The following is a 13,409-nucleotide window of genomic DNA, read 5'->3' on the forward strand; positions in this document are numbered from 1 at the left end:
CAATTGCCATGCCGGGGCATAAAAACTGCATAGTGTATGCCGAGGAGGCTTTACCTATGGATACAGCATTATTAGCGTCACGCCTGACCGCTCTCTGCCAAAGCATCTACCCTGACAAGGTGGTGCAGCGAATTGTCCCACAGATCATCAGCATGGTCGATGATGGTGCTTCGCACCACAATGGTGCAATCGTACCTGCATTGTCGGAGCGCAGTGTCTTGTTGATTACCTACGGCAACAGTGTGTTGCACGACGGCGAGAAGCCACTAGCGACGTTACAGCGCTTTGTCGAACGCCACGTACCCGAGATGACGCACGTTCACATACTACCCTTCTTTCCTTACAGTTCTGATGACGGTTTTTCGGTGATCGACTATTTGATGGTCGACCCCGGGCTCGGCGATTGGTCCGACATCGCTGCTTTGGGTGAACAACGGGAGCTGATGTTCGATTTTGTGTTGAACCATATTTCACGCGAGAGCGTCTGGTTCGCCGACTATGTATCCAACCACCCGCCGGGCAACCAATACTTCATCGAGATGCCGCCCGAAACCGACGTGCGTCAGGTTGTGCGGCCCCGCAGCCAAGCCTTGCTGACACCTATTTATACCCGGCGCGGTGTGAGCCACGTTTGGGCCACGTTCTCGCCGGATCAAATCGACCTGAACTACGAAAACCCCGACGTATTGCTGGACATGATTGGCATCTTCATCACCTACCTCAACAAGGGCGCAAGCTTGACGCGTCTGGATGCCGTGGCCTTCTTATGGAAAACACTAGGGACTCGCTGCGTCCACCTGCCGCAAACGCATGCGGTGGTGAAACTGTTGCGCGTCATTAACGACGCCGTGCGTCCCGGCAGCTTGTTGATTACCGAGACCAACGTGCCACACGAGGAAAACCTGTCGTATTTCGGCTCGGTGATCGACGATCCAGAGGCTCCCGAGCAAAAAGTCGGAGATGAGGCGCATTTGGTCTACCAGTTCGCCCTGCCCCCGCTCATCCTGTACACCATGAACCGCGGCAACGCCGACCTGTTGACCAACTGGGCGCAGTCGCTCGCCCCGCCACCGCCGGGATGTACTTTCTTGAATTTTACCGCCTCGCACGACGGCATCGGTTTGCGGGCCTTGGAAGGCATTCTGCCGGAGCATGAAATCAGCAGCCTGATCGATTCCATGCAGCAGTTCGGTGGCTACGTCAGCATGAAAGCCAACGCCGACGGCACCGACTCACCCTATGAAATCAACATCAGCTATTTCGATGCCATGATGGGCACACGCCGTGGCCCGGACAGCCTGCAAATTAATCGTTTTCTCTGCGCGCAAAGCATCATGATGGTGTTACAAGGCCTACCGGCGTTTTACATCCACTCATTATTGGGCACACCGAATGACCAACGCGGCGTGGAAGTCACCGGTCGCCTACGTTCTATTAACCGGAAGAAATGGCAGCTTACTGAGCTGGAAACCGAGTTGGAGAAACCGCAATCGGCGCAGCACTTGGTGCATCATGAATTGCGGCGGCGTATTCAGGTACGACAATCGCACCCCGCCTTTAGCCCAGAGGCCACGCAGAAGGTGTACGATTTGGATTCGCATTTGTTTATTGTCCAGCGCGGGGCAGGGTTAGATTCCGTCTGCTGCCTGTTCAACACTTCAACCCAAGACGTGGATTTGCCCTTGGTGAAAGTGATGCACCAAACGGACGGACAAGTGCTTGATGTGCTGACCGGGCAACGACATCCGCTGGAAAAAACGGTGACGTTATTGCCCTATCAAGCCATGTGGTTGCGTGTGGTGTGAGCCTAATGTAGTGACCGGCATGACTGAACCTCGTCTGGGTGGCGGGTATGAATACCCGCCCTTGTATCTCTCCAGGTGAGGTGATTAGCTATCACTATAACCGTGAAGTGAGTGAGGACGTACCTGCCCTGAGTGCAGTGACGACTGAAACGTAGATTGTCCCCTCACTTCGTTTATCTCTTAAACTGAATGGTATCCAAGCGCCTTTCCAGTGGAAAGTGATGCTGTATGTACAAGGGGAGTGGAGCGAGATGGTTGCTTACGTTGGTATTGATGTCAGCAAAAGCAAAATTGACCTGTGCTGGTTGCGCGACGCAACGGGCAAAAAAGTAAAAACGAAAGTGTTTAAGAACAGTGACTTTCACCTGATCAGTCAGTGGCTAGCGAAGTCGATTGATATGAGCCCAGAGTCCGTTCATATCACACTGGAAGCCACCGGTGTTTATCACGAAGGCCTCGTGTATCACCTGCATGAACAAGGCTATCGGGTGTTTGTAGCCAACCCCGGAAAGGCAAATCTGTTTGCCAAGTCTCATGGTATGACGCACAAGACCGATAAGTCTGATGCAAAACTGCTGGCAAAGTACGGTGCCAGTGAGCCTGCCAACTTACATCGCTGGGAGCCGGATCCGCCAGAAGTGCGAGAGCTGAAAGCTATTTCACGGCGGTTACATGCACTAGAAAAAGACCGTCAGCGTGAGACTAATCGACTGGAAAGCAGTCAGATATCCGGCGCATCACTGCGAGTGACTGACTCCATTCACGCGATGATCGGCAAATTGGATGACGAGATTGAGCGTCTGAAACAAGACATTGATGATCGGATTAAAAAGACCCTGTGCTGGCAACGAATCACGAGCTACTGGGGAGCATCAAAGGTATTGGCGGCGTCATGCAGCGCGAACTGGTCTGCCTTTTTGCGCGCAAGCGCTTCTGTACGGCGAAACAAGTAGCGGCTTATCTCGGGCTGATCCCTCGACTGTGGGAGTCTGGAGTGCTCAAAGGCAAAACGACACTCAGTAAAACAGGCCCTTCCTACTTGCGTGCCAAGCTGTACATGGCGGCGGTGGCGGCAAGCCAGCACAACCCGGACATTAAGAAACAGAAAAATCGCCTGCTCGCACAAGGAAAGAGCAGGATGGCCGCCTTAGGAGCGGCCATGCGTAAGCTGGTTCAGATCTGCTTTGGCGTGATAAAGAACCAGCAACCCTATCAACCTCAGGCGGTTTAGTAACCGCTTGAGGTCGGTGCGGAGAGATGGTATCTACGCTCTTCCGCCCTACGGCTAACGGCAAAAGTATGGCATTGGGCGAGTGGGCGCAGGGTGTATGCCTGATGGCGCGCCTTTCGGCCTGCCGTGAAGCGCCGGAGGCATACCCCGAGAACCCACTCAGAGAAAATGCCCGCAATCAGCGGTTATCCAACTCCACCGCGTCGTAAATCTGCTCCAACACATCCGGCACCGCCGCCTGAATGCGATTCCAACTAGGAATAAACGGTGTCGCCATCGGGTTATCCAAAAACTCCTTGCCCGCATCCATCACATTACTGGCAAACAACTCCACCGCCTCCTCTTCCGCATGGCGATCCACCTTCAACCCGTTGAACAGCGCCGTATCGTAGTACAGGCCGACAAAATCTAACGCAATACGATAGTAAGTCGCCTTAATGGTACGAATGTGCTCCTCCGTAAACACCTGCCCGTTAGTCGCCAACTTACGAAACACCGCTTTACTGATGTCGCGACTCATCTTCGACAAACCCGCTTCCGCATCTTCTTTCGACAACGGCTGATGCTTGTGATCGTAAACGTCCGCTATGTCGACCTGGCAAATACTGCGATTCGAGTAGTTGCGGAACAACTCACTCAGCACCCCGATCTCCAAACCCCAATCACTCGGAATGCGCATATTGGGTATCACATCTGTACGCAACGAAAACTCCCCCGACAACGCATAGCGAAAACTGTCGAGATAGTCCAAAAACGGATCAGGCCCACACACCTTGCGTAATGCACGAATCAACGGCGACACCAACAAGCGGCATACCCGACCGTTCAATTTGTTATCGGCAACGCGCGCGTAATATCCCTTACAGAACTGATAGCGATACGCTGGGTTGGCTACCGGATAGATCAAGCGAGCCAGCATGCTGCGCGAATAGGTTTTGATGTCGCAATCGTGCATCGCCACCGCTTTCGACTTCCCCGAAGCCAAAATATAACCGTAGCAATACCACACATTACGGCCCTTACCCATCTCACGCGGAGCCAACTCCAGATCAGCGAGCTGCTTATCAATGGCGCGCAAGCGTGGGCCGTCTTGCCAAAGAATTTTGACCGGCTGATTCAAGCGCCCAAAGTACTCTTTCGCGTGTTCAAACTCTGCCCGATCAGCGCGGTCGAGCCCAACGACGATTTCATTGAGGTAGTTCACCTCTTTGAGTTCCTGCACAATGTTTTCTAAGGCGGGCTGTTGCAGTTCGGAATACAAGGATGGCAACACCAACGCCATGGGGCTGGTGCGAGAGAAGCTGCGCAGCTCCGCTTCAAGCTGTTCAACCGGGCGATCAACAATGTTGTGCAGGTTGGCAATAACGCCGTTCTGAAAGAAATCTGCCATGGAACTTACTCCTCAAGATTCAACCAATACACCAGGCCTTCAGCCCAGCCAGCCGGACCGGCTTGTTTGGTGAAATAGGTTTGGGGTTGCTGAATCGCAACATGAGTGCCCTGCGCATTGCGCACGGCCACGGCAAAGTCTGCCGCTTCGAGCATTGGGACGTCGTTACCGCCATCGCCCAATGCGATGGTGACACCCTTACCCGGTAAAATGGCCTCTAGCCACGCCATGCCGGTGGCTTTATTGGTGTTGTCACTGAGGTGCAGAAAGCGCCCACCCTGTTGCAGCTGCAGCCCCTCCGCTTGTGCTGCTCGCATCAGTCGTTTCAGGGCGTCTGCATCGCCTTCCCACAAAATTGGTTCACTGCATTGCCGTTGTTTGGCTTGATGCGCTTCTTCTGGTGACAGGCCGGTCCACGCGACCACGGTGTCGACGTCAACGTCGTGAAACCCTTGGCAATAAAACCCTTCCGCGAGACGCACAGCATCCAACCAAGCACAGATGTCCATATATGGCCGACCGAGCAGCTTTCCTGCTACCTCACCTTCTGACCAATCGGCGCGGTGGGTGCGCCACCATTCATGGTTTTTAGGCAACAGTACCATGCCACCGTTCTCTACCACGGCGAACGTTGGCAGCCCTAAGCGCGGAAACCACTGCAACAGCTCGGCCGCTGTTTTGCTGGTGTTGGGAATCACCGGGATGCGCTCCACCTCACACCGTTGCAACACGGGTTTGGCTGCATCCCAGTGGTAATCGTGGTGGTCCAGCAAGGTACCATCCATATCGGTGTATATACGCCACGAGTGCGTCATGCCATTCGCCTACCGTTCGTTCGTGTTATTGTCTATTCAAGATGGGTGCCAACGCCTATCCATGCAGCTTTGCGCGCTACTCGCACCACTTCAGTGCCTTCAATTGAGCACGCGGCGGGCAAAATGCACCATATCAGTGCTTTTTTGATGGCATTTCCACCAGCACGGTGAAAAGCCATTTAAATGCGAACCAATCATCAATAAAATCAACGAATGGCCGATGACACTAGGACTCAACCTAATATTTATTTAAACTGGGTTTAAAAAAGGCGTATACAGTCTCTATGAGCAGCATCATTCCCGTCCTCTTGGTGGTCGTAGCCGTTGTCGTAATTGGCGTCATGGGTTACATGCACTTCAAATTCGGCAGCAGCAAGTCGAAGCGTGAACAGCTCTTGCAGATCAGCAACGATACTAAGAAGCTGCAAAATTTACTGCGCACCATGCCGGGCAACTACCTGTCGAAAGATCTGCGCGACTTCATGTACCGCACCATGATCAACAACTACCGCACCCTGATTAAAGAAGACAAGAAAAGCCGCTTCCTGCAATCTGACTTGAACGAAGTCACGGCCCAGCGCCAAGCCTTTTTGGAAGGCAAGCTCAAGCCGCCGTCAGAACCGGTAATTGAAGTAGAACACGCCAACAACGCCCGAGCCGGTTTAAAGTCACTGTACGGGCATATCAAAGCCGCCTATCAGCAACGTCAACTTAAAGGCCAAGAGGCCCAGGCCCTAATTGGAGAGGTGGAGCACCGTTTAGTCATTACCGCCGCCGACTTCTTCCGGTCACGTGCCCGCCATGCACACAAGAAAAAGCGCTACCGTGAGGCCATGGCCTTATGGCGCAAATCCATCGAAAATATCGCGTCATCCAAGTTTGTTGGCCAATACAAACAACGTATTCTCGAAGGGAAAACCAAGATCAAAGAAATAGAGAAAGAGTGGAAAGAGCAGAATAAAGCTGCGGCTGAAGCTCGCTCCGAAGTGCTGGCAGAAAAGTTGGATGAATGGACCAGTGCCGAGGATGAATGGAAGAAAAAGCAAGTCTACGACGACTGACCGTCAAGGTCGGTCTCTCGCGTCAACCTAATCTTATTTACCTTCGTTCGGACCATTTTCGATGGAATTCAAGAAGTCGCTCAAGCTCGCCAATGTATTCTATGACATTCGCGGCCCCGTTCTGCAAGAAGCCAAGCGCTTAGAGGAAGAAGGGCACCGTATCCTGAAACTCAACATCGGCAACCCAACGCCCTTTGGCTTTAACGCGCCCGATGAAATCATCACCGACGTGATTCGCAACCTGCCCAGCGCCGAAGGCTACAGCGATTCGAAAGGCATCTATTCCGCTCGCAAAGCAGTGATGCAGTATTATCAGCAAAAACGCGTCACCAATGTGGATGTAGAAGACGTCATTTTAGGTAATGGCGTCAGCGAGCTGATCGTCATGACCACACAAGCCATTCTGAACGACGGCGACCAAGTGTTGGTGCCAGCACCCGACTACCCACTGTGGACCGGTGCCGTGACCTTGGCGGGTGGTAAGGCCGTACACTATATGTGTGACGAAGCGCAGGACTGGTATCCTGACCTCGACGACATGCGTGCCAAGATCACCGATCGCACCAAAGCCATTGTGGTGATCAACCCCAACAACCCCACTGGCTCGGTGTATCCGAAAGAGATACTGGAAGGTATTTTGCAGATCGCCCGTGAGCACCAGCTCATCGTGCTGGCGGATGAAATCTACGACAAGATCACCTACGACGACGCCGTACATTATTCCATGGCCGCCTTAGCCGATGACGTGCTGACCATCACGTATAACGGCCTCTCTAAAGTCTACCGTTTGGCAGGCTTTCGCTCTGGCTGGATTATGGTCAGCGGCCCCAAGCATCATGCTCGCGACTTACTGGAAGGTTTGAACATGCTGGCCAGTATGCGCCTGTGTGCGAACGTGCCAGCACAACACGCCATCCAAACGTCGCTCGGTGGCTATCAATCGATTTATGACCTCACCAAGCCGGGTGGCCGCATGCTGGAGCAACGCAATTTGGCGTGGGAATTATTGAATTCGATTCCCGGCATCAGTTGTGTGAAGCCTAAAGGTGCACTGTACCTGTTTCCGCGCATTGATATTCGCAAGTTCAATATCAGCAACGATGAGCGCTTTGTGCTCGATTTTCTACGCGACCAGAAAATTTTGTTGGTGCATGGCCGAGCGTTCAACTGGCCGGAAGTCGACCACTTCCGCGTTGTCTTCCTACCCAACAATGAAACGCTCACCGAAGCCCTGAACAAGCTCGGGACATTCCTGGACGGTTATTCGCAGTGAACGGCAACCTGCACATCACGGACTTCTACAACGACGCCGGGCGGGTTTTGATTTTGCTGTATCGGTCGTTTCCGCGTCTGGATACGCTGTGGATCGACGACGTTTGCGGGCCTGATGAGCTGGACGACTTTGGCCAGCATTCGGTGCGGTTTCGCGCCTGTTCGGCCACCGTAGTTTGGCTGCGCAATGAAGGCTATTTACGCTATTCGGATCAAGACGGTGAAAAAGGCTTTAACCACTGCGTGTTGACTGAAAAAGGGTTGGCCGTGTTGTCCGGCTGGCACTTGGAAGGGCGCGAAATGGTTATTGATCAGCTGGAACGAGCGCTCGATGAGCGCTCATCAAGCGCCATGGAGCAAGCGGTCAGTGGCATTTTAAAAGCCTCAGCGCGCCAGTACTATGGGCTACACACCTAGTCCACAATAAACCCGGCCGCCGCTAGCAGAGCGCGTGCCGGCGAATCCCCTACCAGGGCCCGACAGCTGCCGATCTCTCGACGCACTGGATAAGCTTTCCGGTAAGCATCAAATGCCTCTGCGTGGTTCGGTTGCGCCATAGCACCCCGGAACCGACGATCGTCCCCCCTGATGTCGTACACCGCCTCCACCGTGTCATACAGCGCCTGCCAAGGATCAGACTCCAACACAACAACGCTTGGAGCGACGGGCAACAGCTCGCTGAGTTCCGGCAATGGGTCGCCCTGGCGGGCTAATTGCCGATCTAAGGCGGCGCGTAACATGCGGGTACCACGCCATTTGCCTTCCAACGAGTAACCAGCAACATGCCCTGTGGCTATTTCTACTAAGGGCAGCAGTGAGCGCTCAATGGCCGGTTCAGTTCCCCACACATCCAATACCACACGCACATCGGGTCGCTGAGCTAGAAAGCGCAGCAAGGCCTCTTCCTCGATGACGGCACCGCGTCCAGCGTTCAGCAGAATGCTGTTGTCGGGTAACAACGCCAGGGCTGCAGCATCGAGCAACTGATGCGTGGGGTGATTGCCAATGGTGGTCAGCGGCGTGTGCACGCAAACGATATCCGCCTGCAGTGCGTCATACAACGACACAAAGGTTTCACCGTCGGGTTCGCGTTCGGCGCGTGGCGGGTCACACACCTTCACACTCAATCCCAGAGCACGAAAACGCTGCACTACGCGGCGCCCCACGTTACCCGCACCAATGACACTGAGGGTCTTATGTTGTAATTCAGCCGGTGTCTGCGCGTGCAACGCCAAGAGCGCCGCCAACACATAGTCGCATACGGCGTCGGCGTTGCAGCCGGGGGCGTGTGCAAAGGGGATCTGGCGAGAGGCAAGAAAGGGTATATCAATGTGGTCTGTGCCAATGGTGGCACTGCCGATAAAACGCGGCGAGTGGTCAGCCAATAAGTCGGCATTCACCGGGGTAACACTGCGCACCAGCAGCACATCGGCGTGCGCCACCTGCGCCGCCGAGAGCGTGCGGCCAGCGGTGTAGACGATGTCTGTTGCCACAGAGGCGAACAAACGGTCTACACCGGGCATGTTCTCATCAGCCAGTATGCGCATCAGGCAGCAGATCAGCCGGTGGGTGCTCTACTATGAGCTTTTCACCGATAAAGGATTGCAGGTCATCGACTAAGAACGCATCGTCTTCGCAGACAAAGCTGTAAGACTTCCCTTCCGCACCAGCACGACCGGTACGGCCAATGCGGTGTACGTAGTCTTCTGGATCTTCTGGCAAGGTGAAGTTGATGACGTGGCTCACATCGTCCACGTGCAAACCGCGACCGGCGACGTCGGTAGCCACCAACACATTGATCACGCCACTCTTAAACTGGTCGAGCGTTTTTACCCGTTTGTCCTGGCTGATCTCGCCAGACAACAAAGCCACCTTGTGCTTGGTTTTCGACAACTGCTCATGCAATTTGCGCACGAGGTCACGGCGATTTGCAAACACGATGGCCTTGGTCACTGCTTCTTGTTCCAGTATCGCTTTCAGCAGGTCGTACTTTTCATCCGTCGTCGTTAAATACAGATGCTGCTGTACACGATCCGTGGTGGATACATCGGGCGCAATGTCGACGAAATAAGGATTTTCTGTCCAACGTTCGGTGAGTGCCAAAATGTCCTTCGAGAAGGTGGCACTGAACAGCAACGTTTGGCGGTCACGCTTGGTGGGCATGGCGCGTTCGATGTATTTGATATCAGGAATAAAGCCCATATCCAGCATACGGTCGGCTTCGTCGATGACGAAGTATTCCGTCTGATCAAGAAAGACGGCCTTCTGACGCATAAAGTCCATCAAGCGTCCTGGTGTGGCAATCAATACGTCAACCAAGCGGCTTTCCAAGCCCACGCGCTGTTTCTGCATGTCCATACCGCCCACCAAGCAATGGATCTGCAAGTTGGTGTGCTTCGCTAACAACTCGGCATCGGCAGCGATCTGCAAGGCCAATTCACGCGTTGGGGCTAGAATCACCGCACGTGGCTCGCCCTGGAACTGCTCTTTGAGCGGGCAATAAATCAGATCGGACATGATGGACAACAGGAACGCGGCTGTTTTGCCGGTGCCAGTCTGCGCCTTGCCGATGCAATCACGACCACGCATGGCGTAGGGCAATACTGCGGCTTGAATCGGTGTGCTGTGGGTGTAACCTAAATCGGCCAGCGCTTGTTGCAGCGCTTCCGGTAGTGGCAATTCGGAGAATGCCAAAATATTTTCTGCTGTTGCTGCCATAGAGCGTTTCTAACCTCGTGTGTAACAATCAGAGCATTCGGCGCGCATCTCGTCTTTTCTCAACGTGCCGTGATCTCAATCCAATATATGTAGTGGTCATCGCTGGCTTCATGCGCCAACAACTGGTGTCCTAGGAAGTGACAAAACTTGGGAATGTCGCGCTCAGTGGAGGGATCTGTAGCGACCACCTTTACGACCGCGCCAGGGGACAACGTTCTCACTTTGGCGTGCAGCATCATAACAGGCTCAGGACACTTTAAGCCGGAGGTATCTAATTCAGCATGCTGTTGGGGTGGGACAAAATCCATCTGTTGTTTTCGACTTCTTACGGACGCGCCATCATAGCATAAAAATCATGCAGGATTACGCTAATTAACGGTGTCAAAAAATGCCAAAAAGCGATAGTCCAAATGCCAGCGCCCCGGACACCCTCGAAAGCCCACATGCCCGCCACTGCGCGGTGCCTCAAAGTGCACCTGAGGGTGAGTTTCTGCTTGCGCCAACGGGAAACAGCTCGGACTCAAGAAGGGATCATTCAGGGCATTGAGCACCAAGGTTGGCACCTGAATATCCCACATAAAGCGCTGCGCACTGCAGGCATCATAGTAGTCTTGAGCACCACGAAAACCTTGCAACGGGCCGGTGTACGCCTCATCAAAGTCGCGCACTGAGCGCACCGTATGTAGCTTAGACAGATCGAAGTGCTCTGGATACTGGCGCGCCTTGTTGCGCAGTCGTGCACTGAGGTCTTTCACAAAACGGCGACGGTAGATCACATTACTCGGTCGCTCTAACGCGTCCGCACAACCCTCTAAGTCCACAGGCGCAGAGGCCACCGCCGCGGCAGCCACCCCACGGTGCCGTGCATCCGCGCCCTGCTCCCCCAGCCACTTCAAAGTCACATTGGCACCCATGGAGTAGCCAGATAGGTACAGTCGGGTATGTCCGCGAGCGGCTCCCCAATGAATCACTGCATCGAGGTCTTCACTGCACCCGGCGTAGTAGACTTTATGTGTCAGGTTGTCAGCACGCCCACAACCACGAAAGTTCCACGCCAGCACCGCATAGCCAGCCGCCAGAGCTGCCGCCGCCAAACCCAGCACATAGGCTTGCTGCGAGCTGCCCTCTAGGCCATGTGCGATCACCACCAGAGGAGTGTCAACCGGGGCATTGTGTGTTGGGTAGTAGTCAGCCACTAGGCGATCATCGTCAGGTAACGGAATCTCAACAGGCTGACTGACCAATGACAGGCGACGAAAGACACTGGGGATGATGGTTTGCGTGTGGCCGCCGGGCAGCCACCAGCTGGAGCGAAAATCCGATGCCAAAACCGGCATAAAGACGTCCTTAGCGGGAAATTAAATACAGCAGGAATACGACCATCACCATAGCTACGGTGGTCCACCGTAGCTTTTGGCAGTAAGGGCAAGGAGGTTGTTTATCGTGGTCGCTCATAGGGTCTAAACCAGCTTAAAACGCTGACTGAGCGCGTCGTAAAAGGTTTCACGCAAGTCGGCAATTTCTTTGCGCAGATGATCCAACCCCTGAATCTCTTCGCCACTGAACGACGGCTTGTCCGCATAGATTTGACGGCGCAAGTGTACGATCTTAGACCCGTAGATGCGTAACGCCCGCTCGAGCTTCTTTTCGCCCAATAACAGCAAAGTGGCTTCCGCCTCCGTCAAATGGCGGAACACATTCACCAGATCGTCAGTAATTCGACGCAATTCTTCTTTGCGCTGTGGCGGCCACGACTTCCCATGCCGAGAGAATTCCAGTGCCAAGGCTAAGAACTGCTGGTAGACGTGATGCACTTCACTGACGTTCTGCGCCACCGACTCCAACAAAGCTCGTCGCGTTTGGATGGCAGCCGACTCCGAACCACCTTCTTTGCGCCGCGCGACCTTAAAGGCGATGAGTGCAATCAAACCGCATGTCAGAATTCCGGCACCAAAAGTGCCCGCCAATACATAGAGTTGCTGTAGTTCCATAGACATCCCGTTAATCCCCGCCAGTTAATTGACGAATAGTTCAACCTAACGGTTATTAGTCAAAAATCATGCCTAAAGCACCACAACACCATCTTTCTTGGGAAATCTCAAAAAAACTTATAAAAAACAAAACTTTAGGGTTGACACCAAAAGTTCGATCTCTATAATCCTCCCCTGTTCGAGTTACTCCAGCGTAGCTCAGTTGGTAGAGCAGAGGACTGTTAATCCTTTGGTCGCAGGTTCGAGTCCTGCCGCTGGAGCCAGAATTCAAGAAACCCGACCATGGCAACATGGCCGGGTTTTTTATTGCGTGCCATTTTCAGACCAAAAAAAATCGAGCTTACGCATAAGCTCGACTGATAGCGGCAATTAAGCGGCCAGAAAGCTTTTACATAATTTCTAAAAGCTCTACTTCGAACACCAGCACAGAAAACGGTGGTATGCTGCCTACAGCCTGATCACGATAGCCCAGATCGGATGGAATGAAGAAGCGATACTTATCGCCTTCGTTCATCAACTGCACACCTTCGGTCCAACCTGGAATAACACCATTCAAAGGAAACTCTACAGGCTCTCCGCGGTCGACGGAACTATCGAAAACAGTGCCATCAATCAAGGTACCGTGATAATGCACGCGCACCACATCAGAACTGGATGGTGATGCACCGCCCTCTCCAGCAGTGATTACTTCATACTGCAAACCACTCGGAGTAACGGTCACGCCGTCCTTTTCCGCATTCTCACTCAAGAAAGCTTCACCCTCAGCGCGCATCGCCATGGTCATACCTTCTTGTTCAGACTGTAACTCTTGTTGCAAAGCCATGACAGCAGAGCGAATTTCTTCCAGCGACAGACGTGGATCATTCTGTGCCAAGCCATCACGCAAGCCCAGAATTACCGCGTCGATGTCGATGCGATCTGTACCAATCTGTTGTGCCAGACTACCGCCCAGATCCAACCCAAAATAGTAACTGGTCCGTTCAGTCACGGTTTCCAAATCCTGCGCGGTGGCGATACCACCGGCACTGGCCAGTACACCCGCCAAAGCGAGATTGGCTAACTTATTCATAGAGATGCCTTTTTTATATTTGCACAATAATACGACAATTGTCATCGCGCACGTTAA

General features: G+C 53.5%; 14 protein-coding genes and 1 tRNA gene. 7 read left to right on the forward strand and 8 right to left on the reverse strand.

The features are described 5' to 3' along the window. Positions 1-56 precede the first annotated feature (56 nt). The 3 genes from NFC81_RS11090 (at position 57) to NFC81_RS11100 (ending at position 3,036) form a co-directional block, all read left to right on the forward strand. On the forward strand, positions 57-1,805 hold the full coding sequence (locus tag NFC81_RS11090) for a sugar phosphorylase (protein ID WP_304994551.1): 1,749 nt from the start codon (positions 57-59) through the stop codon (positions 1,803-1,805). Positions 1,806-2,026: 221 nt separating this feature from the next. Continuing rightward, positions 2,027-2,758 (forward strand): IS110 family transposase, encoded by a 732-nt coding sequence (locus NFC81_RS11095; protein ID WP_304994552.1) that lies wholly within the window; start codon positions 2,027-2,029, stop codon positions 2,756-2,758. Next, on the forward strand, positions 2,698-3,036 hold the full coding sequence (locus NFC81_RS11100; protein WP_304994553.1) for a transposase: 339 nt from the start codon (positions 2,698-2,700) through the stop codon (positions 3,034-3,036). The genes NFC81_RS11095 and NFC81_RS11100 overlap by 61 nt, the downstream gene beginning before the upstream one ends. A 178-nt stretch (positions 3,037-3,214) precedes the next feature. Here the strand turns inward: NFC81_RS11100 and NFC81_RS11105 are convergent, their stop codons facing one another. Both NFC81_RS11105 and NFC81_RS11110 read right to left on the reverse strand, forming a co-directional pair. Further along, complete coding sequence (locus NFC81_RS11105; RefSeq protein WP_304994554.1) at positions 3,215-4,426, reverse strand: glycosyl transferase; 1,212 nt, start codon at positions 4,424-4,426, stop codon at positions 3,215-3,217. 5 nt (positions 4,427-4,431) lie between these two features. Then, positions 4,432-5,241 (reverse strand): HAD-IIB family hydrolase, encoded by an 810-nt coding sequence (locus tag NFC81_RS11110; RefSeq protein ID WP_304994555.1) that lies wholly within the window; start codon positions 5,239-5,241, stop codon positions 4,432-4,434. A 284-nt stretch (positions 5,242-5,525) separates the two neighbouring features. On the opposite strand from NFC81_RS11110, the gene NFC81_RS11115 reads away from it, so the two are divergent. The 3 genes from NFC81_RS11115 to NFC81_RS11125 all read left to right on the forward strand — a co-directional run bounded on the left by NFC81_RS11115 (position 5,526) and on the right by NFC81_RS11125 (position 7,991). Next, positions 5,526-6,302, forward strand: coding sequence for a hypothetical protein (locus NFC81_RS11115; RefSeq protein WP_304994556.1), 777 nt, complete (start codon positions 5,526-5,528; stop codon positions 6,300-6,302). A gap of 61 nt (positions 6,303-6,363) precedes the next feature. Further along, positions 6,364-7,575: a pyridoxal phosphate-dependent aminotransferase gene (locus NFC81_RS11120; protein ID WP_304994557.1), complete on the forward strand. Its 1,212-nt coding sequence runs from the start codon at positions 6,364-6,366 to the stop codon at positions 7,573-7,575. Then, a complete protein-coding gene (locus NFC81_RS11125) occupies positions 7,572-7,991 on the forward strand; it encodes a hypothetical protein (protein ID WP_304994558.1) in 420 nt (139 codons plus the stop codon). Before NFC81_RS11120 ends, NFC81_RS11125 begins: the two co-directional genes overlap by 4 nt. Here NFC81_RS11125 and NFC81_RS11130 read toward each other — a convergent pair. The 5 genes from NFC81_RS11130 to NFC81_RS11150 all read right to left on the reverse strand — a co-directional run bounded on the left by NFC81_RS11130 (position 7,988) and on the right by NFC81_RS11150 (position 12,289). Continuing rightward, a complete protein-coding gene (locus tag NFC81_RS11130; protein WP_304994559.1) occupies positions 7,988-9,121 on the reverse strand; it encodes a 4-phosphoerythronate dehydrogenase in 1,134 nt (377 codons plus the stop codon). The two genes, NFC81_RS11125 and NFC81_RS11130, sit on opposite strands and share 4 nt — an antisense overlap. Continuing rightward, positions 9,105-10,292, reverse strand: coding sequence for a DEAD/DEAH box helicase (locus NFC81_RS11135; protein ID WP_304994560.1), 1,188 nt, complete (start codon positions 10,290-10,292; stop codon positions 9,105-9,107). The genes NFC81_RS11130 and NFC81_RS11135 overlap by 17 nt, the downstream gene beginning before the upstream one ends. A 59-nt stretch (positions 10,293-10,351) precedes the next feature. After that, complete coding sequence (tusA, locus tag NFC81_RS11140; protein ID WP_304994561.1) at positions 10,352-10,600, reverse strand: sulfurtransferase TusA; 249 nt, start codon at positions 10,598-10,600, stop codon at positions 10,352-10,354. A gap of 60 nt (positions 10,601-10,660) precedes the next feature. After that, positions 10,661-11,629 carry an alpha/beta fold hydrolase gene (locus tag NFC81_RS11145; RefSeq protein ID WP_304994562.1) on the reverse strand — a complete coding sequence of 323 codons (969 nt, stop codon included), beginning with the start codon at positions 11,627-11,629 and terminating at the stop codon, positions 10,661-10,663. A 123-nt stretch (positions 11,630-11,752) separates the two neighbouring features. Beyond that, positions 11,753-12,289 (reverse strand): hypothetical protein, encoded by a 537-nt coding sequence (locus NFC81_RS11150; RefSeq protein WP_304994563.1) that lies wholly within the window; start codon positions 12,287-12,289, stop codon positions 11,753-11,755. Positions 12,290-12,470: 181 nt separating this feature from the next. On the opposite strand from NFC81_RS11150, the gene NFC81_RS11155 reads away from it, so the two are divergent. Further along, positions 12,471-12,546, forward strand: a tRNA-Asn gene (locus NFC81_RS11155). A 125-nt stretch (positions 12,547-12,671) separates the two neighbouring features. Here the strand turns inward: NFC81_RS11155 and NFC81_RS11160 are convergent. Further along, complete coding sequence (locus NFC81_RS11160; protein ID WP_304994564.1) at positions 12,672-13,352, reverse strand: FKBP-type peptidyl-prolyl cis-trans isomerase; 681 nt, start codon at positions 13,350-13,352, stop codon at positions 12,672-12,674. Positions 13,353-13,409 lie beyond the last annotated feature (57 nt).

The organism is Salinispirillum sp. LH 10-3-1, assembly GCF_030643825.1.
Lineage (GTDB): Bacteria > Pseudomonadota > Gammaproteobacteria > Pseudomonadales > Natronospirillaceae > Salinispirillum.

What these genes read in the sequence shown, in the direction of transcription:
- NFC81_RS11090 (WP_304994551.1), top strand. Translation starts at nt 57, where the DNA reads ATGGATACAGCATTATTAGCGTCACGCCTGACCGCTCTCTGCCAAAGC.
- NFC81_RS11095 (WP_304994552.1), top strand. Translation starts at nt 2,027, where the DNA reads ATGCTGTATGTACAAGGGGAGTGGAGCGAGATGGTTGCTTACGTTGGT.
- NFC81_RS11100 (WP_304994553.1), top strand. Translation starts at nt 2,698, where the DNA reads ATGCAGCGCGAACTGGTCTGCCTTTTTGCGCGCAAGCGCTTCTGTACG.
- NFC81_RS11105 (WP_304994554.1), bottom strand. Translation starts at nt 4,426, where the DNA reads ATGGCAGATTTCTTTCAGAACGGCGTTATTGCCAACCTGCACAACATT.
- NFC81_RS11110 (WP_304994555.1), bottom strand. Translation starts at nt 5,241, where the DNA reads ATGACGCACTCGTGGCGTATATACACCGATATGGATGGTACCTTGCTG.
- NFC81_RS11115 (WP_304994556.1), top strand. Translation starts at nt 5,526, where the DNA reads ATGAGCAGCATCATTCCCGTCCTCTTGGTGGTCGTAGCCGTTGTCGTA.
- NFC81_RS11120 (WP_304994557.1), top strand. Translation starts at nt 6,364, where the DNA reads ATGGAATTCAAGAAGTCGCTCAAGCTCGCCAATGTATTCTATGACATT.
- NFC81_RS11130 (WP_304994559.1), bottom strand. Translation starts at nt 9,121, where the DNA reads ATGCGCATACTGGCTGATGAGAACATGCCCGGTGTAGACCGTTTGTTC.
- NFC81_RS11135 (WP_304994560.1), bottom strand. Translation starts at nt 10,292, where the DNA reads ATGGCAGCAACAGCAGAAAATATTTTGGCATTCTCCGAATTGCCACTA.
- tusA (WP_304994561.1), bottom strand. Translation starts at nt 10,600, where the DNA reads ATGGATTTTGTCCCACCCCAACAGCATGCTGAATTAGATACCTCCGGC.
- NFC81_RS11145 (WP_304994562.1), bottom strand. Translation starts at nt 11,629, where the DNA reads ATGCCGGTTTTGGCATCGGATTTTCGCTCCAGCTGGTGGCTGCCCGGC.
- NFC81_RS11150 (WP_304994563.1), bottom strand. Translation starts at nt 12,289, where the DNA reads ATGTCTATGGAACTACAGCAACTCTATGTATTGGCGGGCACTTTTGGT.
- NFC81_RS11160 (WP_304994564.1), bottom strand. Translation starts at nt 13,352, where the DNA reads ATGAATAAGTTAGCCAATCTCGCTTTGGCGGGTGTACTGGCCAGTGCC.